The sequence below is a fragment of the Streptomyces sp. NBC_00457 genome, assembly GCF_036014015.1.
Lineage (GTDB): Bacteria > Actinomycetota > Actinomycetes > Streptomycetales > Streptomycetaceae > Streptomyces.
Genome location: NZ_CP107905.1, coordinates 1672275 through 1692214, shown reverse-complemented (window position 1 = coordinate 1692214; position 19940 = coordinate 1672275). Strand labels below are relative to the sequence as shown.

Below are 19940 nucleotides of genomic sequence, written 5' to 3'. Positions count from 1 at the left end.
TCCGCATGACCGCTGCACCACGACCCCTGCACGGACCGAGCCGCCGCACCCTGCTCACCGCAGGCCTGGGCGTGGCGACCACGGCAGCCGGACTGACCGCGGGGGCGCCGCACGCGAGCGCCGCCCCCGCCGCCATCACCGGCACCAAGATCCGAAACCTCACCGGCCCGGCCGAGACCGGCCGGTTCGCAGCTCCCTGGACCGACCTGGGCATCCCCGTCCGCTGCCCCGACGGCACGATGCTGTTCGTCTGCGGAGACACCTTCGACGGAGCCGGCGTGGGCGGCCCGGACTGGCGGGCCCCGGTCGGCCTGCGCGCACGCCATCCCGATCTCAACTCCCTTGTCATCGACGACAGCGTGGGCGGCTCGCACGCCGTGGGACTGGTCCCGGAGGGCCACGAGAACGGCACGACCGCGATCCCGTCGGACGTCTTCACCGTCGGCGACACCATGTACATGCACCTGATGCGGGGCGTGCTTTACCAGACCCACCACTCCGACTTCTGGCGCTCGACGGACAACGGCGAGACCTGGGAGTACCTGTGTTTGTGGCCGGGGGACCAGTACGGCGGCCAGTTCCAGCAGAAGACGTACGCCGTCGCGGACGACGGCTACTGCTACGTCCTGTCGACCGTCTTCAACCGGGACATCCCCTCCGACCTCCTCCTGCACCGCGTCCGCCAGGACCGGCTGGGCGACCCGGCGGCGTACGAGCCATGGGGCTACGCGAACGGCGCCTGGGCCTGGGGCAACTACCCGACCATGATCACCGCCCGCCGCCGGTGGGGCGAGATCTGCTTCCGTGCGATGGGCGGCAAGTACGCCCTGACCTGGCTGAACATGAGCCCCCTTGGCATCCGCGCCCAGGTCTTCGCCCTCCCGACCAGCAACCTGTTCACCACTGAGGAACAGGTCGTCATCGTCCCCACCACCCCCGGCAACGAATCCGGAAACGCGGTCGCCAGCCCGTACGGCGGCTTCATCGTCCCGGGTTCGACCTTCAGCAACCTCCACCTGGCCGTGAGCCAGTGGTACGACGACCAGAACTACCGGGTGATGCAGTACCGGATCAACGGTCTGGCCGTCTGAGCAGGATCCCCCGACCGACCCGTGGAGGAGCACACCTGTGCGTACATCCAGAACCCTGATCACCCTGGCGGCCGGGCTGGCCGCCGTGACGACGCTGACCGCACCGGCCGTCCGGGCCGACACCGAGCCCGCCGGGTCCGCCGCACTCGCGAACGCCCCCGAGAGCACCTACTTCTCCACCGTCGCCGTGGACCCGGGCGCCACCGTCGGCGCCCCCGCGATCGGCGACAACAAGGAACACGGCGACCTGTGGCCGTCGTGCTGGTCGAACGACGACCACCTCTACACCGCCTACGGCGACGGCGTTGGCTTCGGCACCACCTGGCGGGACATCGGCGTGGCCCGGATCAGCGGCATGCCGGGAAACCTGACCGGCACGCAGCGGGCGGTCGCCGACGAGGTCGGCCGGATCTGGGGCGACCCGCAGCAGTACTACCGCAAGCCGACCGGCATGGTGTGTGTGAACGGCGCGCTGTATCTCGCCGTCCAGGACCTCAAGCAGGGCACGCTGGACCACGCACCGAGCGCGACGATCGTGAAGTCGACCGACAAGGGCACCACTTGGACGTCGAACAAGACCGAGCCGATGTTCTCGGACCAGAAGTTCACCACGGTCATGTTCCTGGACTACGGCAAGGACAACGCGAACAGCCCGGACGGCTACGTCTACGCCTACGGCATGGACCACAACTGGCGTGACACCTTCGACCCCGACCCGGACCCCACCGACCTCTACCTGGCCCGGGTGCCCGCCACGTCCATCCAGGACCGGTCCACCTGGCAGTTCTACGCCGGTGACAGCGGGGGCACACCGACCTGGACCTCGAACATCGACCAGCGGGTGGCGGTGCTCCACGACGACCGCCGCATCTACCAGAACGTGGGAACCGCGGGCCGCGTCCGGGACCTGAGTGTGATCAGCCAGGGCGGCGTCGTCTACAACAAGCCGCTGGGGCGCTACCTCTACACCTCCTGGACGGAGTACACGTACGAGTTCTACGAGGCGCCCACCCCGTGGGGCCCGTGGAAGCACTTCACCCCGAAGGACTTCGGCGGCTATCCGTGGACCCACTCGAAGCACGGTGGCTACGCCACGACCATCCCGTCGAAGTACATCAGCGCGGACGGCAGATCGATGTGGCTGCAGTCCAACGTCTGCCCGTGCGGCGGCGGTTACCCGGCCGGTGACTTCTGGGCGTACACCTTCTCGCTGCGGAAGATGTCCCTCACCCCGTCCGTCCCCACGACGCCGGGCAACGGGCCGGACGCCTCGCGCAACCTCGCCCGCGAACCCGGCACCACGCCGATCGAACGCGCCACGCACTTCGGCACGGCGATCTACAACGACGGCAACAAGGCCCAGAACGAGGACGACTGGAACGACGAACGCAAGCCGGCCAGTTGGTGGGGCTACACCTGGCCGCGCACGTACCACCTCAACCGGGTCGCCTACACGACCGGCACGATGTTCGGCGACGGCGGCTGGTTCAGCAGTCCTCCCAAGGTCCAGGTGCGGCGGGGCGGGGTCTGGACCGATGTCACCGGCCTGAGCGTGACGCCGTCGTACCCGACGTCGTCGGCGGCCGGCACGAACCGCACCTATGTCTTCGACTTCGACACGACCAGCGGTGACGGGGTGCGCGTCATCGGCGGCAGCGGTGGATCACAGACCTTCACCTCCATCGCCGAACTGGAGGCCTACCACCGCTGAGCCACCCGGCCGACTCCCTGCTCCATCGAGGCCCTTAACTCGGTATTCCTGCAAGGGCAGTTGTGCGTGCGTTTCCATGCGTCACACTTCCTTCACGGGTGGGGCTCGGAGGGGAGTGATACATGGCCGGGTGGAGACCAGCCTTCGTCACGGCTGCGGGGGCGCTGCTGCTGGCGGGGTGCACCGGCGGAGCGGACGACGGGGCCGGGGCGGAGAGGAAGCCGAAGTCGAGTCCCAGCGCGTCGCCCTCGCCGACCGAGGTGAGCGAGCCGTACACGCTCGCGGAGGAACGGGCGCCGAAGACACGGGCCGAGGCGGTGGCGTACGTCCGCGACCTCGATGTGCGGACCGACTACTTCGGCACCGGGTATCGCAAACGCGTGCCCTTCGAGAGCGATCCGGCCGAGTGGGCCGTCCTCGGCGCGGACTGCCTCTGGCGGCGCGAGCCGCTGGCGGACACCGTGCTGGCCAGTCTCACGCGGGCGTTCGAGCTGCCGGAGCAGGGCGCCAAGAAGCCGGTGTACCTGTCGCTGACCGTCACTGTGCACGAGAACGTCGTGGCGGCGCGGCGCGACATGGCCGGTTCGCTGGAGTCGGCACTGCGCTGCCGCGAGCAGCGGCTGAACGCCACGGAACGGGTGCTCGGCCTGTACTCCCAGGTCAGCGCGCACACCGACGCGCGGAGCGCGATCTCCGAGGACGACCTGTCGGAGGTCGGGGAGTGGGTCGTCGACGGGCAGCGCGGGGCGCACCCCTTCGACTGGTACAAGTTCCGGCTCGGGCCGGTCACCGTGGCCGCGACGACACGGCACGGTGCGGGCCGGACCGAGGCGGAGGACTCCGCCATCAGCTCCGACATGATCCAGGGACTCGGCTTCGTCGCCGCCGAGATCCATCGGCAGGGGGCGGCGGGCGGTTCGGACGGTTCCGGTGCGCCGAGCGCGCCGGCCGAGACCAAGGGGGCCGAGCGATGAGTGAAGAGCTGCGGTCCTCCGACCCCTCCCGCATCGCCGGGTTCCGGCTGCTGCGGCGGCTCGGCGCGGGCGGCATGGGCGTCGTCTACCTCGGGCGCACCGACGCGGGCGCACTCGCTGCGGTCAAGGTGATCCGGGGGGAGGGCGCGGGGGACGACGACTTCCGGGCCCGGTTCGCGCGCGAGGTGGAGCTGGCGCGGCGGGTGGACAACCCCTGGGTGGTGCCCGTCCTGGACGCCGATGCCGAGACGCGCGAGCCGTGGCTGGCCACCGCCTTCGTACCCGGCCCTTCCCTGTCCGAGGCGGTCGCCGCACACGGGCCACTGCCCGCGCGTGCCGTCGGTGTCCTCGGCGGGCTGCTGGCCGGGGCGCTGGACGCGGTCCACGCGGCCGGTCTGGTCCACCGGGACGTCAAGCCGGGCAACGTGCTCCTCGCACTGGACGGGCCCCGCCTGATCGACTTCGGCATCGCGCGCGCCGCGGGTGACACGGCGCTGACCGCGTCCGGCGTCGTGGTCGGAACGCCTGGATTCCTCGCCCCGGAGCAGGCCGAGGGGCGGCCCGCGATCTCCGCGAGCGACGTCTTCGCGCTGGGCTGCGTGCTCGCGTACGCCTCGTCCGGGACCCCGCCCTTCGGCACCGGTGCGCCGGACGCCCTGCTGTACCGCACCGTCCACGACGACCCCGAACTCGGCGGTGTGGACAGCGAGTTGCTCGCCCTGGTGGAACGCTGCCTGGCCAAGGACCCGGACGCGCGGCCCACCGCCGAGGAGATGGGGCGGCTGCTCGCACAGGACGCTCCGGACGGATCGGGCGACTGGCTCCCCGACCCCGTCGCGCGGATGGTCGCGGCGCGGGCCAGCGAGAGCCTCGCCCTGCCCGACATCGAGCCCACGGTCGTGAACGAGCCGGACGCCCCTGCCCCTGAGGCCGGGCCCGGCCGGCGTCGGCTGCTCCTCGCCGGCGGCGCGCTGCTGCTCGCGGGCGGCGGGACCGGAGCGGCTGTGTGGGCGTCGGGGGACGAGGGGAAGAAGCCCGCCGCGGGCGGCGGGCGTCCCGTGTACGCCCTCGGCGTGCACACGACCTCCGACGCGGCCGACAGCGCCGTCAGCCGGGCCTGCGAACGCGCCGCCCGCCTTGCCGTCGCCGAGCACAATGCCTCGCCGAAGCGTGCGTACGACCTCGAGGTACGGGTCCGCGCCGACCGGGGCGACGTCACCTCCGCCCAGCAGGTGGCCCAGGCGTTCACCGCCGACCGGAACGTCGTCGCCGTGCTGGGTCCGGTCGCCGAGATCCCGATGCGTGCGGCGGCGGCCATCTACGGCGGGGCAGGGCTGACCCATCTGTCCAGCAGCACGGGCCAGGGCGACTACTTCGTCACGTCGCAGAAGGCCTCGTTCCAGAGCGGCGCCCCCCATCTCGCGCTCGGCAGCTGGATCGTGATCCACGCGATGGTGACCGGCCAGGTGGCGAAGGCGGGCGTCGTGATCGACCGGTCCGGGGGCGCGATCATGCAGGACCACGCCAACCCGCTGATCAACGGGTGGCGCGACGAGGCCCTCGCCGAGGTCATCCCCAAAGTCGTCGCGGAGGAGACGGACGACGGCCCGAAGGCGGTCCGCGAGCTGCTCGCCGCCGGTGTCGGGGACTTCATCTATCTGGGCCCCCTCGAAGCCACCGTCCGCACCGCCCGCGAACTGTCCGCGGCCGGCTTCACCGGGCCGCGCTGGATGCAGCACCCGCTGTACGGCTCGGACTTCCCGCGCCTGGCGGGGGCCGCGGGCGAGGGCTGGTACGTGGTCACGTCGGCCGTGGACCCGTCCGTGCTGCCGACGCAGCGGGCCAAGGACTTCACCGCGGCGTGGCGCAAGCGTTACGGCGCCATCCCGGAGCCGTACGCCACCGAGGCGTACGACAGTGTGCGGATGCTGCTCGCCGAGTTCGCCCGCACGGTCCCGGCCGGGGCCCGCAGACGGCCGGTCCGGACCGATCTGGCGACGCGGCTGGCGAGGAAGGAGTACCAGTACAAGGGCATCGCCCGGACGTACGCCTTCGGCCAGTTCCACGAGTACGACAACACCGGGGACGGCTGGTATCGGGAGACCTTCGTCCACCAGGTCCGCGACGGGCGCTTCCAGCAGTTGGGCTCGCTCGCCGACCTGGACCGTGCGGCGCAGGGCCAGGGCTGACGAGGGCCGACGGCGGATGACGGAACCGGTGAAGAACGGAGGCGGCTGACGTGGAGCGGCTTGTGCCGTCCGATCCCTCGGTGATCGGCGGACACCGGCTCGCGGGGCGGCTCGGGGCGGGCGGCATGGGCGTCGTCTACCTCGCACGCTCCCCGCACGGCGCCTGGTGCGCCCTGAAGGTGATCCGGGCCGAGTACGCCGACGACCCCGGCTTCCGCGCCCGCTTCCGCCGCGAGGCCGAGCTCGCCTCCGGGCTGACCGCCCGGTGGACCGTGCCGGTCGTCGGGGCGGACGCCGAGGCGCGCGAGCCGTGGCTGGCCACGGCCTACGTGCCCGGCCCGTCCCTCGCCGAGGCCGTTGCGCTGCACGGGCCCTGGCCGGAGGGGCAACTGCGAAGCCTGGGCACCGCGCTGGCCGAGGCGCTGGACGGGGTGCACGAGGCCGGTCTTGTCCACCGGGACGTCAAGCCCGCGAACGTGCTGCTGGCGGCTGACGGACCGCGCCTGATCGACTTCGGCATCGCGCGGGCCGTCGGCGCGACCGCGCTCACCACGGACGGCTCCGTCGTCGGCTCCCCCGGCTACCTCTCGCCCGAGCAGGCCCGCGGGCACACCGTGGGCCCGCCCAGCGACGTCTTCTCGCTCGGCTGCGTCCTCGCCCACACGGCCACCGGCCGCCCTCCGTTCGGCGTCGGCGGGGCCGCGGCCGTGCTCTACCGGACCGTGCACCGGGAACCGGACCTGGACGGCGTACCGGAGGGCCTCGATCAGACCGTACGGCGGTGTCTGGCCAAGGAGCCGGAGGGGCGCCCGAGCGCGCGGGAACTCATGGATGTCTTCGGCGGGTTCATGCCGGACGGGTGGCTGCCCGAGGGGCTGCCCGCCCTGGTCGCCGCCCGCGCCGGGCGCGTCCTCGACCTGCCGGTGCCCGAGCCGACCATGGTGTCCGGGCCCGCCACCGTCGAGGCTCCCGATCCCTCGCCGTCGCCGACCCGGCGGCGGCTGCTTGTCGCCGGGGCCGCGCTCGGGGTCGCCGCGGCGGGCGGGACGGGCGCGTGGTGGCAGTGGGGCCGGAACAGCGCGTCCGCGAACACCGGTGCCGGCCGGCGGACCAGCCACGTGATCACGATGCTCGGCGACCCGGACGATTCCGTCCATCAGAACCAGGTGCGTGGCGCTCGCCTCGCCGTGGAGCAGCACAACGAGGACGACCGGCGCACGGTCGACCTCGTGCTGCGCACCGCCGACGACCGGGGCACCGCGGCGGGCTCCGCGGCGGCGGCCACCCGGCTGGCCGCCGACGAGACCGTGTCCGTGGTGATCGCCACGGGCGGGAACGCGACCGCGCCCGCGGCGATGGCCCCGTGCACGGAGGCCCGGCTGCCTCTGCTGATCACCACCGCCGACTCGGACGGCCTCAACAGCCTCAGCACCACCTCGACGCTCGTGCTGCGCACCACCCGGACCATTGGCCCTGTCGCGGTGCTGCGCTATCTGAACCGGGTTGTCCAACCCGCCCGCACCGTGATCGTGAACGACCTGGCCACCCAGGCGGAGAGTGAGCCCATGGTCCGTATCGCCACCGTCTACGACAAGCTCGACAGCGAGACGGCGGTGGAGGACGTCGCCGCGGACGAAGACTTCACCGACGCCGCCCGCCGCATCGCCGCCCGCCCCCAGGACGCGGTCCTGTTCGCCGGCGTGCGCCCGGACCGCGCCGCCGTCTGTGCTCGCGCGCTGCGGGACGCGGGCCACCAGGGCGCCCGGACCGCGGGTGAGCGCGTCCTCGGAGCGCCCTTCCTCGCGGCCGGCGAGGGCTGGCGGATCGGCACGGCCTACACGGACGCGAGCGCCGACCCCCGTACCAAGGCGTTCGCCACGGCGTTCCGGGCCCGTTTCGCCCGCCCGCCCGGCCCCTGGGCGGCCGAGGCGTACGACGCCATCCGGTTCGCCGCTCACGGGCTGGCCTCCATCGGCGACGTCGACGGCGGCGGCCGGTCCGCCTCCGCCCTGCGCTCGGAACTCCTGCGCCGCCCCTGGCAGGGCATCACCCGCCGCATGAGCTTCGACCTCGGCCAGCAGTTCTTGCTGTCCAGCGAGGACGGCGGTGGGTTCCTGTTCCGGGTGACCGGGGGAGGGGCCCGCTTCGTGACGCGCTCCGACAACATCCGCAAAAGATCGTGAACCAGCCCGCAGTGTGCCCGAAACGCGTCGTACGTCAGCGAAGTCCCGTTCGCTATCCTGCCCGGGCCGACGTGGCGCAGGGTCCGGCGAAGTGAGGTCGGGGGATGAAAGCGATCGTCGTGGGGGCGGGCATCGGGGGACTGGCCGCGACGCTGAGCCTGCGCGGGGCCGGCTGCGAGGTCACCCTCATCGAGCAGACGTCGCGGTTCACCGAGATCGGTGCCGGGATCCAGCTGGCGCCCAACGCGACGCGGGTGCTGCGCCGCCTTGGCCTGCTCGACGCGGTCGCCGCGCAGGCGGTCCGGCCTCCTTACGTGAGTTTCCGGACCTGGTCCGACGGGGCCGAGATCTGCCGTTTCCCGATCGGGCCGGAGGCCGAGAAGGAGTTCGGGGCGCCCTATCTGCAGGTCCATCGGGCCGATCTGCACCAGGCGCTGGCCGATGCGGTGCCGGCCGAGTGCGTGCGCCTGGGCACCGTGATCGTGGGGATCGACCAGGACGACACCGCCGCGTATGTGACGACCGGGAGTGGTGAGCGGGTAGGCGCGGACCTGGTCGTGGCCGCGGACGGGGTGCGGTCCCCGGCGCGGCAGTGGCTCTTCGGCAAGGACGAGGCGGTCTTCTCCGGGACCGCCGCCTACCGGGCGCTGCTCCCGGCCGACAAGGTCGCCGATCTGGACCTGCCGGAGTACGCCGGCTGGTTCGGGCCCGGCCGGCACCTCGTCCACTACTGGGTGCGTCCCGGCCAACTGCTCAACGTGGTGGGCGTGTTCGACACTCAGGCGCCCGCGCGGGAGTCGTGGACCGCGCAGGCGGAGCCGGGCGAGCAGCTGCGCACCTTCGACGGGTGGGACCCCCGGCTGCTCAGCGTCCTCGAACGCGCGGGCCAGGTCCTCCGCTACGGCATCTACACCCGCGCCCCGCTGGAGAGATGGAACCTCGGGCGGGTGACGCTGCTGGGCGACAGCGCCCACGCGATGGTGCCGTTCCTGGCCCAGGGCGCCGCGCAGGCGATCATGGACGCGGCCGTGCTGGGCGACGTTCTCGCGGGGGTGACTCCGGCCGAGGTGCCCGAGGCGCTCGACCGGTATGTGCGGCGGCGGCTCACGACCGCCACGGGTGTGCAGGCCGGTTCCTCGCGTGCGGGCCGGGACTATCACCTGCCGGACGGCCCCGAGGCCGAGGCGCGGAACGCCCGCTGGGTGGCCTACGCGGCCGAGAACAGATTCGGTCCGCATGCGGCCTCGTGGGGCGTCGACGTCTGAGCCACCCCACGGGAAAACGCTTGGACTCGACTCGTCCGCTCGCGGGAGACTACGGCTTCTGCCCTGTCCGTGGCCGCACGGACATCGAGGCCACGGCACTTCCTGACCGCGCACACGGCGGGCTGCCGTACGACACCACGGGGTTGAGATGGGATCGCCAGAATCGGGTGAGTTACGCCGGGCCAAGGGCTCGGTGCTGCTCGCACTTCGTTACTACGGACGGGAGATGTCCCGGCTGCGGTGGCTGACGCTGCCCGCGATGCTGCTGCCGGCGCTCGGCAACATCGGCATCTACTACCTCGCGCCGCTGGTCGTCGCGAAGCTGGTCGGCCGGATCGCCGGCGACACCGATGTCTCGCTCGGCTGGACACTGCCGTACGTCCTCGGCTTCGCGGGTGTCCTGCTGCTCGCGGAGGCGCTCTGGCGTATCGGCCTGCACTGTCTGAACCGCCTTGCCGCCCGCAGCATCGAGCAGCTGTATGTGATCGGCATGGACCAGCTGTTCGCCAAGGACGCCGCGTTCTTCCACGACAACTTCGCCGGGGCGCTGACCAAGCGGGTCCTCAGCTTCGCCTCGCGCTTCGAGGACTTCATCGACACGCTGACGTTCCAGGTGGTGGCCAGCTTCGTGCCGCTGCTGTTCGGATCGGTCGTGCTGTGGCGCTACGAACCGCTGCTCGTCCTCGGCCTGCTGGCGATGATCGCGTTGACGGCCCTGTGCGTGCTGCCGCTCATCCGCCGTCGCCAGGCGCTCGTCGACCAGCGCGAGGAGGCCATCGCCCGGGTGTCGGGCCATGTCGCCGACAGCCTGATGAACATGGACACGGTCCGGGCGTTCGCCGCCGAGGAACACGAGGCCGCCGAGCACCGCTCCCGGGTCGCCCAGTCGCGCCGGCTCACCCTGCGGTCCTGGGACTACGGCAATCTGCGCATCGACACGCTGGTGGCGCCGCTGTCCGTACTGACCAACGCACTGGGCCTGCTGGTCGCGGTCGCCCTCGCCGGGGGCACGAACGGCGTGGAGGCGGTCGTGGTCGCCTTCACGTACTACACGAACGCGACGCGGATCATGTTCGAGTTCAACCAGATCTACCGCCGCCTGGAGAGCTCGATGACGGAGGCCTCGCAGTTCACCGAACTGCTGCTGGTACCGCCGACCGTCCTGGACCCGGTGGCTCCCGAGCCGCTGCGGCCCGGCGCAGCCGACGTCCGCTTCGAGCGGGTGACCTTCGCCCACGCGGGAGCGGAGCCGCTCTTCGAGGGCCTCGACCTGACCGTGCCCAGCGGGACGAAGCTCGGGCTCGTCGGCCGGTCCGGCGGCGGCAAGACCACCCTCACCCGGCTGCTGCTGCGGATGACCGACATCGACGCCGGCCGGATCCTGGTCGGGGGACAGGACATCAGCAGGCTGCGCCAGGCCGACCTGCGCAGCCTGATCGCCTACGTCCCGCAGGACCCGGCGATGTTCCACCGCACCCTGCGGGACAACATCGCGTTCGCCAGGCCGGACGCCACCGAGGCCGAGATCCGGCGCGCGGCTCAGGCGGCGCACGTCACGGAGTTCGCCGACGCCCTGCCGCACGGCTTCGACACCCTGGTGGGCGAGCGCGGGATCAAGCTGTCCGGCGGACAGCGTCAGCGGGTCGCTCTCGCCCGGGCGATCCTGCGCGACGCGCCGATCCTGCTGCTCGACGAGGCGACGAGCGCCCTGGACTCCGAGAGCGAGATTCTCGTGCAGGAAGCGCTGTGGCGGCTGATGGAGGGGCGGACGGCGCTGGTGGTGGCGCACAGGCTGAGCACGGTCGCCACCATGGACCAGCTCGTCGTCCTCGACCGCGGACGGATCGTCGAGCAGGGCACGCACCAGGAACTGCTCGCGGCGCACGGGACGTACGCGAAGCTGTGGCAGCACCAGTCGGGCGGCTTCCTCGACGACACCGCCCCCGACTTCACCACCGCGGCAGCGGAGCCCGGCCGCTGAGGAAAGCACGATGTCCAGGGCGGCCACGCGGGCAGCCCTGGACATCGTGCTCAGAAGGTTCAGACGAGGTCGAACCGGTCCAGGTTCATGACCTTGTCCCACGCCTCGACGAAGTCCTTGACGAACTTCTCCTTCGCGTCGTCGCTCGCGTAGACCTCGGCGAGCGCACGCAGCTCCGAGTTGGAGCCGAAGACCAGGTCGGCACGGGTGCCGGTCCACTTGACCTCGCCCGTGGCGGCGTCGCGGCCCTCGAACGTGGTCTGGTCCTCGGAGGTCGACTTCCACGTCGTGCCCAGGTCGAGCAGGTTGACGAAGAAGTCGTTCGTCAGGATGCCCGGGGTCTCGGTGAGGACGCCGTGCTTCGACTGCTGGCTGTTCGCACCCAGGACACGGAGGCCACCGACGAGGGCCGTCATCTCGGGGGCGCTCAGGGTCAGCAGGTTCGCCCGGTCCAGCAGCAGGTACTCGGCGGGGAGGCGGTTGCCCTTGCCGAGGTAGTTGCGGAACCCGTCCGAGGTCGGCTCCAGCGCGGCGAACGACTCCGCGTCGGTGTGCTCCTCGGTCGCGTCGACACGGCCCGGGGTGAAGGGCACCTCGATGGCGAAGCCCGCGTCCTTGGCGGCCTTCTCGACGCCGGCGCAGCCGCCGAGGACGATCAGGTCGGCCAGGGACACCTTCTTGGCGCCGGAGTTGAACTCACCCTGGATCGACTCGAGGGTGCGCAGCACCGTCGCGAGCTGGTCGGGGTCGTTCGCCGCCCACGTGCGCTGCGGCTCCAGACGGATCCGTGCGCCGTTGGCGCCGCCGCGCTTGTCGCTGCCGCGGTACGTCGAGGCCGACGCCCACGCGGTGGAGACCAGCTCGGAGACCGACAGGCCCGAGTCGAGGAGCTTGGCCTTGAGCGCCGCGATGTCGGCGGCGTCGATGACCTCACCCTCCGCCTCCGGCAGCGGGTCCTGCCACAGCAGCGTCTCCTCCGGGACCTCCGGGCCGAGGTACAGCGACTTCGGGCCCATGTCGCGGTGGGTCAGCTTGTACCAGGCGCGGGCGAAGGCGTCCGCGAACTGGTCGGGGTTCTCGTGGAAGCGGCGCGAGATCGGCTCGTAGATCGGGTCGAAGCGCAGCGAGAGGTCCGTCGTGAGCATCGTGGGCAGACGCTTCTTCGACGGGTCGTGCGCGTCGGGGATGATCGCTTCGGCGTCCTTGGCCACCCACTGCTTGGCGCCGGCCGGGGACTCGGACAGCTCCCACTCGTAGCCGAAGAGGATGCTGAAGAAGTCGTTGCTCCACTGGGTGGGCTTGGTGGTCCAGGTGACCTCGAGGCCGGAGGTGATGGCGTCGCCGGCCTTGCCGGAGCCGTGGGTGCTCTTCCAGCCCAGGCCCATCTCCTCCATGGAGGCGGCCTCGGGGTCGGGGCCGACGGCGTCCGCCGGGCCCGCGCCGTGGGTCTTGCCGAAGGTGTGACCACCGGCGATGAGGGCGACGGTCTCCTCGTCGTTCATCGCCATCCGGCGGAACGTCTCACGGATGTCGCGGGCCGCGGCGATCGGGTCCGGGTTGCCGTTCGGGCCCTCCGGGTTGACGTAGATGAGGCCCATCTGGACGGCGCCGAGGGGGTTCTCCAGCTCGCGGTCACCGCTGTAGCGCTGGTCGTCGAGCCAGGTGGTCTCGGGACCCCAGTAGACGTCCTCCTCCGGCTCCCAGACGTCCTCACGGCCGCCGGCGAAGCCGAAGGTCTTGAAGCCCATCTGCTCCAGGGCGACGTTGCCGGTGAGGATCATGAGGTCGGCCCAGGAGATGGACTGGCCGTACTTCTTCTTGACCGGCCACAGCAGACGGCGGGCCTTGTCCAGGTTGCCGTTGTCGGGCCAGCTGTTGAGCGGGGCGAAGCGCTGCTGACCGGCACCGGCGCCGCCGCGGCCGTCGCTGATGCGGTAGGTGCCCGCGCTGTGCCAGGCCATCCGGATCATCAGCGGGCCGTAGTTGCCGAAGTCCGCCGGCCACCAGTCCTGCGAGGTCGTGAGCACCTCGGCGATGTCCCGTTTCACGGCCGCGAGGTCGAGGTTCTGGAACGCCTCGGCGTAGTCGAACTCCTCGCCGAGGGGGTTCGCCACGGCGGGGTTCTTGGCCAGGATTTTCACGTTGAGCCGGTCCGGCCACCACTGGCGGTTGCCGCCGCCCTGAGTCGGGTGTGCGGCCCGCCCGTGCGCGACCGGGCAGCCACCTGTGCCCTCCGTCTTGGGGTCGGTGACGATTGCATCGGGGTTCTCAGCCATGGGGAATCCTTCCGGACTGCTGGATCTTCGGTGCTCAGGAACTGCGTGGGGTGGAACAGTCGGGGCACTGGCCCCAGTAGATGACCTCGGCCTCGTCGATCGAGAAGCCGTGGTCGTCCGACGCGGTCAGACAGGGTGCCTCGCCCATCGCACAGTCGACGTCGGCGACGGCACCGCAGGACCGGCAGATGACGTGGTGGTGGTTGTCGCCGACCCGTCCCTCGTACCGGGCCGGGCTGCCGGCCGGTTCGATACGCCGGATGAGGCCCGCCCCGGCCAGTGCGTGGAGGCCCTCGTACACGGCTTGAAGGGAGACATGGCCGACGCGGTCACGGACCCCGGAGGCGATCGCCTCGACACCGAGGTGGTCGCCGTGCCGGACGGTCTCGAGCAGCGCGGCTCGGGCCGCCGTCACCCGCAGGCCGGCACCGCGCAGCTCCTCGGCCGTGGTCGGAGTCTCGGATGCGGTCATGCCGAGAACCTATCCTCAAGAACACGAACGATTCAAGAAAACGACTGGTTCTAATTTAATGTCGTGTCGGGGCACGGCGGTGGACGTGCCCCAGCGGAGCGGCGACGCTCAGCTCACGCAGCCCACATGTGCCAGTGCCTGCTTCAGCAGGACCCCGTGGCCGCCCGGCATGTCGCTCTGTACCGCCGGTGACAGGGCCTCCTGGGGGCTGAACCAGACGAGGTCGAGGGCGTCCTGGCGGGGTCGGCAGTCGCCGGTGACCGGGACGACGTAGGCGAGGGACACCGCGTGCTGACGGGGGTCGTGGTAGGGCGTGACTCCGTGGGTGGGGAAGTACTCGGCGACCGTGAAGGGCTGGAGGGACGTCGGGACGCGGGGCAGCGCCACCGGGCCGAGGTCCTTCTCCAGGTGGCGCAGCAGGGCGTCCCGGACCCGCTCGTGATGCAGGACACGGCCCGAGACCAGCGACCGGCTGACCGTTCCGTCGGGTCCGATGCGCAGCAGCAGGCCGATGCTGCTGACTTCGCCGTTGTCGTCGACGCGCACGGGCACGGCCTCGACGTACAGGATCGGCATGCGGGCGCGCGCCGCCTCGAGCTCGTCGGCGGAGAGCCAACCGGGCGTGGTATCGGTCATGTCAGACATTGCTTGATCATACTTTCAGGAGGTGGCGGAAAACCGGTAGATCCGTCGGGCATTGTCCCGCCCGGCCCAGCGGGCGACGCGCAGCGCGTCCGGCAGGCTCAGCTCGTCGGCGTCCACCCGGTCCTGCAGCAGCCCGGCCAGCCCCTGCCGGAAGGCAACCGCGCCGAGCAGATAGAACTCGGCCAGACCATAGGCGTCGGAGCTGTACAGCAGCTTGCGGAACGGGGTGATTTCCAGGGCCTCCTCCAGGATCGCCCGCGCCCGGACCGGCCCGACGTGGTGCAGGGTCAGCCCCACATCGAGGTACACCTGCTCGAACACCGCGGCCAGATACGCGGCCTGCCGCTGGTACGGCCAGCAGTGCAGCAGGAGGACGGGGATCGTGCCCTTCGTCAGGTGCAGCCAGTCGGTCAGGAGGGCGGGGTCCGCGCGGTGCAGCCGGATGTCGTCGTCACCGAAGCCCGTGTGCAGTTGGAGCGGCAGCCCCAGCTCCACGGCCGTCCACAGCAGATGTCGTACGAGAACGGGATGCGCGAGACGGCCACCTGCGGCGAGCCACTGACGGGCCGCCTCGGTGACCTCCGCGTCCGTGGGACGGGCCGGGTCCAGGTCGAAGCCGGTGCGATAGGCGGCGACGGACTTCACGGCCACCACCCCCGGACGCCGTACCGCCGCCTCCGCCGCCGCTCGGACCGTGCGCGCGTACTCGTCCGGTTCCACCCCCTCGGCCGCGACCGCCTCGGCGACGGACTCCAGTCGTACGACCTCGAAGGCGTCCGCGTCCGCCGCCCCCGCCAGCTCCGCCGGACTGGTCAGCCGGTCCGGGGTGTAGCCGGTGTCCACGCAGAACACCTCCGTCCGCGCGGCCGTGAGGAAGCGGCGGTTCACGTTGCGCGCGCCCAGCTCCGTGCGCCGGGCCAGGTACGCGTCGGCGGGTGCGTGCCGGGGCAGGTCGAGGAGGGGGGCGCAGTGGCGGCGGACGGCCGTGCCGACGGGTGTGTCGAAGGTCGAGACGCCCGGCCAGGTGCCGCCTTCGGTGAGCAGGGACTCGAAGCTCCCGCGGTCGAGATCGGCCGTGGTGACGCCGTGGCAGTGATGGTCGAACAGGGGCAGCGCGGCCAACTCGTCCTGGACGGCGCCCATGTCAGTACTTCCAGCGGTACGCCGCCGCGATCCGCTCGTCGTCCAGCCCGGCGACGGCCGCGATCTCCCCGAGGCGTACGGCGGTCACCGCGTCGGCGAGGACCGGGCCCAGAGCGGTGCGCAGCCGTTCGTCCTTGCGGAACTCCTCGACCGACTCCGCCAGCGAGGTGGGCAGCCGGCGCACCGCCTCGCCCAGGCGTGCCGGGTCGCCGGTGATCTCCTCGGGCAGGGGCGCCGAGGACGTCACTCCGTCCAGTCCGGCGGCGATCAGGCAGCCGAGGGCGAGATACGGGTTGGCGGCCAGGTCGACCGGCTTGACCTCCAGGTTCGCCGCCTGGTCGCGCAGGCCCGCCGTCCCGGTGACGACGCGTACCGCCGCCTCGCGGGTCTCGTGGCCCCAGGTGGTGAACACCCCGGCCCACTGGGAGGGTTTGAGCCGCAGATGGCTCGCCGGGCTCGGCGCGGTGACGGCCGTCAGGGCGGGCAGGTGGGCGAGGATTCCGGCCGCGAAGGACTCCGCCTCGGCTGTCATGCCGTACCGGCCCGCGCCGCCGGAGTGCAGGTTCGCGCCGTCGCGCCAGGCGGAGAGGTGGATGTGGCCGCCGTTGCCGACGCCCTGCGCGAACACGGCAGGGGCGAAGGAGACGACCAGCCCGTGGCGCTGCGCCACCGCCCGGATCGTCTGCCGCACCAGCACACTGCGGTCGGCCGCCGCCACCGGGTCGAGCGCGCCCACCGAGATCTCGAACTGCCCCGCCGCGTACTCGGGATGAAGCTGCTCGACGTCCACGCCCTGCGCCGCGCACGCCGCCAGCAGGTCGGCCGTGTAGTCGCTCAACTCCACCTGCCGGACCGCCCCGTACGCCGGACCCGACACCGCGGGCACGAACTCCCCGTCGGCCGTGGGGCCCCGGCCCACCGCCCACTCGATCTCGACCGCCGCCCGGAAGGTGAGGCCGTGCCGCTCGGCCGCGTCGGCGACGATCCGGCGCAGGAAGGTGCGGCTGCAGGCGGGATGCCGCTCGCCGTCCTGGGTGATCCGGTCGACGGGCGCCCACGCCCAGCCGGGCTGGCCTGCCAGGGCGACCAGTTGGTCCAGGTCGGGGTAGAGACGCAGGTCGCCGTCGGGCGAGCCGAGGACGTCGGTGGAGACGATGGAGTCGTTCGCCAGGAACGTGTCGAAGACCGGCGACATGCCGACACCCCAGGCCGCCGCCGAGGGGAGCTTGGCGGTGGGGACCGCCTTCACCCGTCCGATGCCCGCCGTGTCGACGTAGGCCAGGACGACGCCGTGCACCCCCCGGCCCGACAGCTCCCCGCTCAGCGCGGTGGCCCGCTCGACATCCCCGGGACGCCCTCCGGGGACGGGGTCGGCAAGGGTGGTCATACGTCCTCCTCGGCGGACTCGGCGGCTAAATGCTCCGCTGAAGGCCGGTGCGTCATGTGCGGGTCCGTTGTGGCTGGTCGCGCCCACGCGGCGGAGCCGCATATTGATACAGCCCCGCGCCCCTTCGGGGCGCTACCAGGGTTTCACAGCCACCGCCCCGAACTGCGGTACCGCGGCGGGCAGGTCGGGTCCGGCGCCCCACTGGGAGCACGGCACCATGCCCGGGTCGAGAAGCTCCAGGCCTTCCAGGAAGGCGGATATGTCCGCGCGGCTGCGGGCCGTGATGGGCGGCGTGGCGTTCTCGTTCCAGAACTTCATCGCCGGGATCTGGCCCTCGCCGCCCAGGTCCGCGTCGAAGGTGGGGTGCGTCAGGACCAGGAAGCTGCCGGAGGGGACGGCCTCCATGACGCGGCCCACGATGTGCCGCGCCTTGTCGGTGTCCAGCACGAAGTTGAGGATGCCGAGCATCATCACGGCGACGGGACGGGTGAAGTCCAGGCTCCGCGCGGCGCGTTCCAGGATCGCGTCCGGGTCGTGCACGTCCGCGTCGACGTAGTCGGTGACGCCCTCGGGGGTGCCGGTGAGCAGTGTGCGGGCATGCGCGAGCACGATCGGGTCGTTGTCGACGTACACGATCCGTGCCTCGGGCGCGAGGCGCTGGGCGATCTCATGGGTGTTCTCGGCTGTCGGCAGCCCGGTGCCGATGTCGAGGAACTGCCGCACTCCACGTTCACCGGCGAGGAACCGCACGGCCCGGCCGAGGAATTCACGGTCCGCGCGGGCGATGTCCCGGATCACCGGGAACATGGTCGCCACGTGCTCGCCGACCTGCTGGTCGACCTCGTAGTTGTCCTTGCCGCCGATCCAGTAGTTCCACACGCGCGCGTTGTGCGCCACAGCGGTGTTCAGCCTCGGCGACCCGCCCGGCGGGGTGTGGCTCTCGCTCAACTCTGCTCCTTCGCGCGCCCGCGGCCGTCGCCGCCCTTGTGCCGTCCGAAGATCAGCATGGCCCGGAAACGGCCCGAGCAGAAGTGGGCGTGACGCGACCCGGGGAAGATCGGGCGGACCGGCCCGGACGCGGTATTGCTACCGGCGAGTACCCCGGCCCTGTGACGCCTGCGGCGCCTGAGGTAGGGTCCCCTGCGATCCGCAACCACTCACAGGCTGCAGACCGCTACGGGCGGTGTCGAAGGGGGCGGCAGCATCATGGAATTCCATCTGGTCGAGGAGGAGCCGGCGCGGGGCGGTGCGCGGCTGGAAGACCTGGCCCCGGAACCCCTGCTGACACGGGACTACGAGACCCGGCCCGCGCTCGTCTACGAGCGGCTGCGCGAACGCCACGGCCCGGTCGCCCCGGTCGATCTGCTGGGTGTGCCCGCCTGGCTGGTGCTGGGCTACCGCGAGTCGCTCCAGGTGCTGCACGACGACGCCGGCTGGCCGAAGGGCCTGCAGAACTGGCGGGCCCGGTCGGAGGGCCGGGTGCCCGCGGACTGGCCGCTCGCGCCCTCCCTCGAGGTCAACCACGTGCTGATCCAGGGCGGTTCGGGGCACCGCCGGCTGCGCAGCGCCTGGGACGGCGCCCTGCGGCCGTTCCAGGACCCGCGCCAACCGCAGGCCAAGCGGCTGAAGGCGGCCGTCACGACCTACGCCGACGAGCTGATCACCCTGCTCGGACAGGGCGGCGGCACGGGCATGGCCGACCTGTCGGCGCAGTTCTCCCGCCCGCTGCCGCTGATGGCGGCGAGTCATCTGCTCGGCTTCCCCGGCTCGCAGGGCGACGACGCCCTGATGGACATGTGGCGGGTGCTGGACGCGGGCCCGGACGCCGAACCGGCCCTGGCGCGGCTGCTGCGGACACTCACCGAACTGGCCGCCGCCAAGCGGGAGCAACCGGGCGACGACTTCCCCTCCCTGCTGCTGGCCGCCGACCCGGACCTCTCGGTCGACGAGCTCGCCCGCGAGCTGTTCATGCTGCTCGGCATGACCTCCGACCATGTCGGCATCCTCATCTCCAACACGGTCGTCGAGGTGATCTCCGGAGAACGCGAGGGGGGAGTGCGTGCGGTCCTGTCCGCCGGGATGGTCCGGGAGACCATGAACCGGGTGGTCATGCGCAAGCCGCCGTTGGTCAACTTCGTGCCGAGGTTCGCGGCCGCGGACACCCGGCTCGGGAACTACACCATCCACGCCGGTGACCCCGTGTGGGTCTCCTCCGCCGCCGCGCACGCCGACCCCGTGTTCGCCGGTCAGACGGCACCGGGCTCCTCCACCATCAGCAGCCGCGCGCATCTGTCCTGGGGAGCTGGCCCGCGCCAGTGCCCGGCCCGCGAGCTGGCGTCGACGATCGCGGCGGCGGGCGTGAACCGTGTCTTCGAACGCTTCGCCCACCTGGAGCTGGCGCTCCCCGTCGACCAACTGCCGTGGCGCTCCTCGCCGTTCATGCGGGGGCTGCGCTCGCTGCCCGTGCGCTACGAACTCGCCGAGCAGGCACCGCCGCGTTATGTGCCGGCGGCGCCTCCGGAAGCCGCGGCGCCCGAGGCGGACGTACCGGACCAGGCCATCCGTCGGCGGTCGTCGCTGTGGCGGTATCTGACGGGGCTGATCCACCGGGGCGGCTGAACGC

At 71.8% G+C, this 19940-nt stretch carries 14 protein-coding genes; 8 read left to right on the top strand and 6 right to left on the bottom strand.

What is annotated here, in order from left to right:
• Positions 1-5 precede the first annotated feature (5 nt).
• From OG828_RS07875 to OG828_RS07845, 7 genes are all read left to right on the top strand, one after another.
• A complete protein-coding gene (locus OG828_RS07875; RefSeq protein ID WP_328504820.1) occupies positions 6-1091 on the top strand; it encodes a DUF4185 domain-containing protein in 1086 nt (361 codons plus the stop codon).
• 37 nt (positions 1092-1128) lie between these two features.
• Positions 1129-2802 carry a hypothetical protein gene (locus tag OG828_RS07870; RefSeq protein WP_328500606.1) on the top strand — a complete coding sequence of 558 codons (1674 nt, stop codon included), beginning with the start codon at positions 1129-1131 and terminating at the stop codon, positions 2800-2802.
• Between the two features lie 122 nt (positions 2803-2924).
• Complete coding sequence (locus OG828_RS07865) at positions 2925-3776, top strand: hypothetical protein (protein WP_328500605.1); 852 nt, start codon at positions 2925-2927, stop codon at positions 3774-3776.
• Complete coding sequence (locus tag OG828_RS07860) at positions 3773-5965, top strand: bifunctional serine/threonine-protein kinase/ABC transporter substrate-binding protein (RefSeq protein ID WP_328500604.1); 2193 nt, start codon at positions 3773-3775, stop codon at positions 5963-5965. Before OG828_RS07865 ends, OG828_RS07860 begins: the two co-directional genes overlap by 4 nt.
• Before the next feature lie 50 nt (positions 5966-6015).
• On the top strand, positions 6016-8148 hold the full coding sequence (locus OG828_RS07855; protein WP_328500603.1) for a bifunctional serine/threonine-protein kinase/ABC transporter substrate-binding protein: 2133 nt from the start codon (positions 6016-6018) through the stop codon (positions 8146-8148).
• Positions 8149-8252: 104 nt separating this feature from the next.
• A complete protein-coding gene (locus OG828_RS07850) occupies positions 8253-9413 on the top strand; it encodes an FAD-dependent monooxygenase (protein WP_328500602.1) in 1161 nt (386 codons plus the stop codon).
• A 148-nt stretch (positions 9414-9561) separates the two neighbouring features.
• Positions 9562-11394 carry an ABC transporter ATP-binding protein gene (locus tag OG828_RS07845; protein WP_328500601.1) on the top strand — a complete coding sequence of 611 codons (1833 nt, stop codon included), beginning with the start codon at positions 9562-9564 and terminating at the stop codon, positions 11392-11394.
• 59 nt (positions 11395-11453) lie between these two features.
• On the opposite strand, the gene katG is transcribed toward OG828_RS07845, so the two are convergent.
• From katG to OG828_RS07815, 6 genes are all read right to left on the bottom strand, one after another.
• On the bottom strand, positions 11454-13670 hold the full coding sequence (katG, locus tag OG828_RS07840) for a catalase/peroxidase HPI (protein ID WP_328500600.1): 2217 nt from the start codon (positions 13668-13670) through the stop codon (positions 11454-11456).
• Between the two features lie 34 nt (positions 13671-13704).
• A complete protein-coding gene (locus OG828_RS07835; RefSeq protein WP_328351567.1) occupies positions 13705-14142 on the bottom strand; it encodes a Fur family transcriptional regulator in 438 nt (145 codons plus the stop codon).
• Between the two features lie 108 nt (positions 14143-14250).
• Positions 14251-14778, bottom strand: a complete 528-nt coding sequence (locus tag OG828_RS07830; protein ID WP_210575527.1) for an NUDIX hydrolase family protein — start codon at positions 14776-14778, stop codon at positions 14251-14253.
• A gap of 24 nt (positions 14779-14802) precedes the next feature.
• Entirely contained in the window at positions 14803-15930 is a 1128-nt protein-coding gene (locus tag OG828_RS07825; protein ID WP_328500599.1) for an amidohydrolase family protein, read from the bottom strand.
• 1 nt (position 15931) lies between these two features.
• Positions 15932-17317, bottom strand: coding sequence for a glutamine synthetase family protein (locus OG828_RS07820; RefSeq protein ID WP_328437277.1), 1386 nt, complete (start codon positions 17315-17317; stop codon positions 15932-15934).
• Between the two features lie 132 nt (positions 17318-17449).
• The gene (locus OG828_RS07815) at positions 17450-18265 is read right to left on the bottom strand and encodes an SAM-dependent methyltransferase (protein WP_328500598.1); all 816 of its coding nucleotides are present in this window, start codon (positions 18263-18265) and stop codon (positions 17450-17452) included.
• A 258-nt stretch (positions 18266-18523) separates the two neighbouring features.
• Here OG828_RS07815 and OG828_RS07810 point away from each other — a divergent pair, with 258 nt between their 5' ends.
• Entirely contained in the window at positions 18524-19936 is a 1413-nt protein-coding gene (locus OG828_RS07810; protein ID WP_328500597.1) for a cytochrome P450, read from the top strand.
• Positions 19937-19940 lie beyond the last annotated feature (4 nt).

What these genes read in the sequence shown, in the direction of transcription:
- OG828_RS07875 (WP_328504820.1), top strand. Translation starts at nt 6, where the DNA reads ATGACCGCTGCACCACGACCCCTGCACGGACCGAGCCGCCGCACCCTG.
- OG828_RS07865 (WP_328500605.1), top strand. Translation starts at nt 2,925, where the DNA reads ATGGCCGGGTGGAGACCAGCCTTCGTCACGGCTGCGGGGGCGCTGCTG.
- OG828_RS07860 (WP_328500604.1), top strand. Translation starts at nt 3,773, where the DNA reads ATGAGTGAAGAGCTGCGGTCCTCCGACCCCTCCCGCATCGCCGGGTTC.
- OG828_RS07850 (WP_328500602.1), top strand. Translation starts at nt 8,253, where the DNA reads ATGAAAGCGATCGTCGTGGGGGCGGGCATCGGGGGACTGGCCGCGACG.
- OG828_RS07845 (WP_328500601.1), top strand. Translation starts at nt 9,562, where the DNA reads ATGGGATCGCCAGAATCGGGTGAGTTACGCCGGGCCAAGGGCTCGGTG.
- katG (WP_328500600.1), bottom strand. Translation starts at nt 13,670, where the DNA reads ATGGCTGAGAACCCCGATGCAATCGTCACCGACCCCAAGACGGAGGGC.
- OG828_RS07835 (WP_328351567.1), bottom strand. Translation starts at nt 14,142, where the DNA reads ATGACCGCATCCGAGACTCCGACCACGGCCGAGGAGCTGCGCGGTGCC.
- OG828_RS07830 (WP_210575527.1), bottom strand. Translation starts at nt 14,778, where the DNA reads ATGACCGATACCACGCCCGGTTGGCTCTCCGCCGACGAGCTCGAGGCG.
- OG828_RS07825 (WP_328500599.1), bottom strand. Translation starts at nt 15,930, where the DNA reads ATGGGCGCCGTCCAGGACGAGTTGGCCGCGCTGCCCCTGTTCGACCAT.
- OG828_RS07820 (WP_328437277.1), bottom strand. Translation starts at nt 17,317, where the DNA reads ATGACCACCCTTGCCGACCCCGTCCCCGGAGGGCGTCCCGGGGATGTC.
- OG828_RS07810 (WP_328500597.1), top strand. Translation starts at nt 18,524, where the DNA reads ATGGAATTCCATCTGGTCGAGGAGGAGCCGGCGCGGGGCGGTGCGCGG.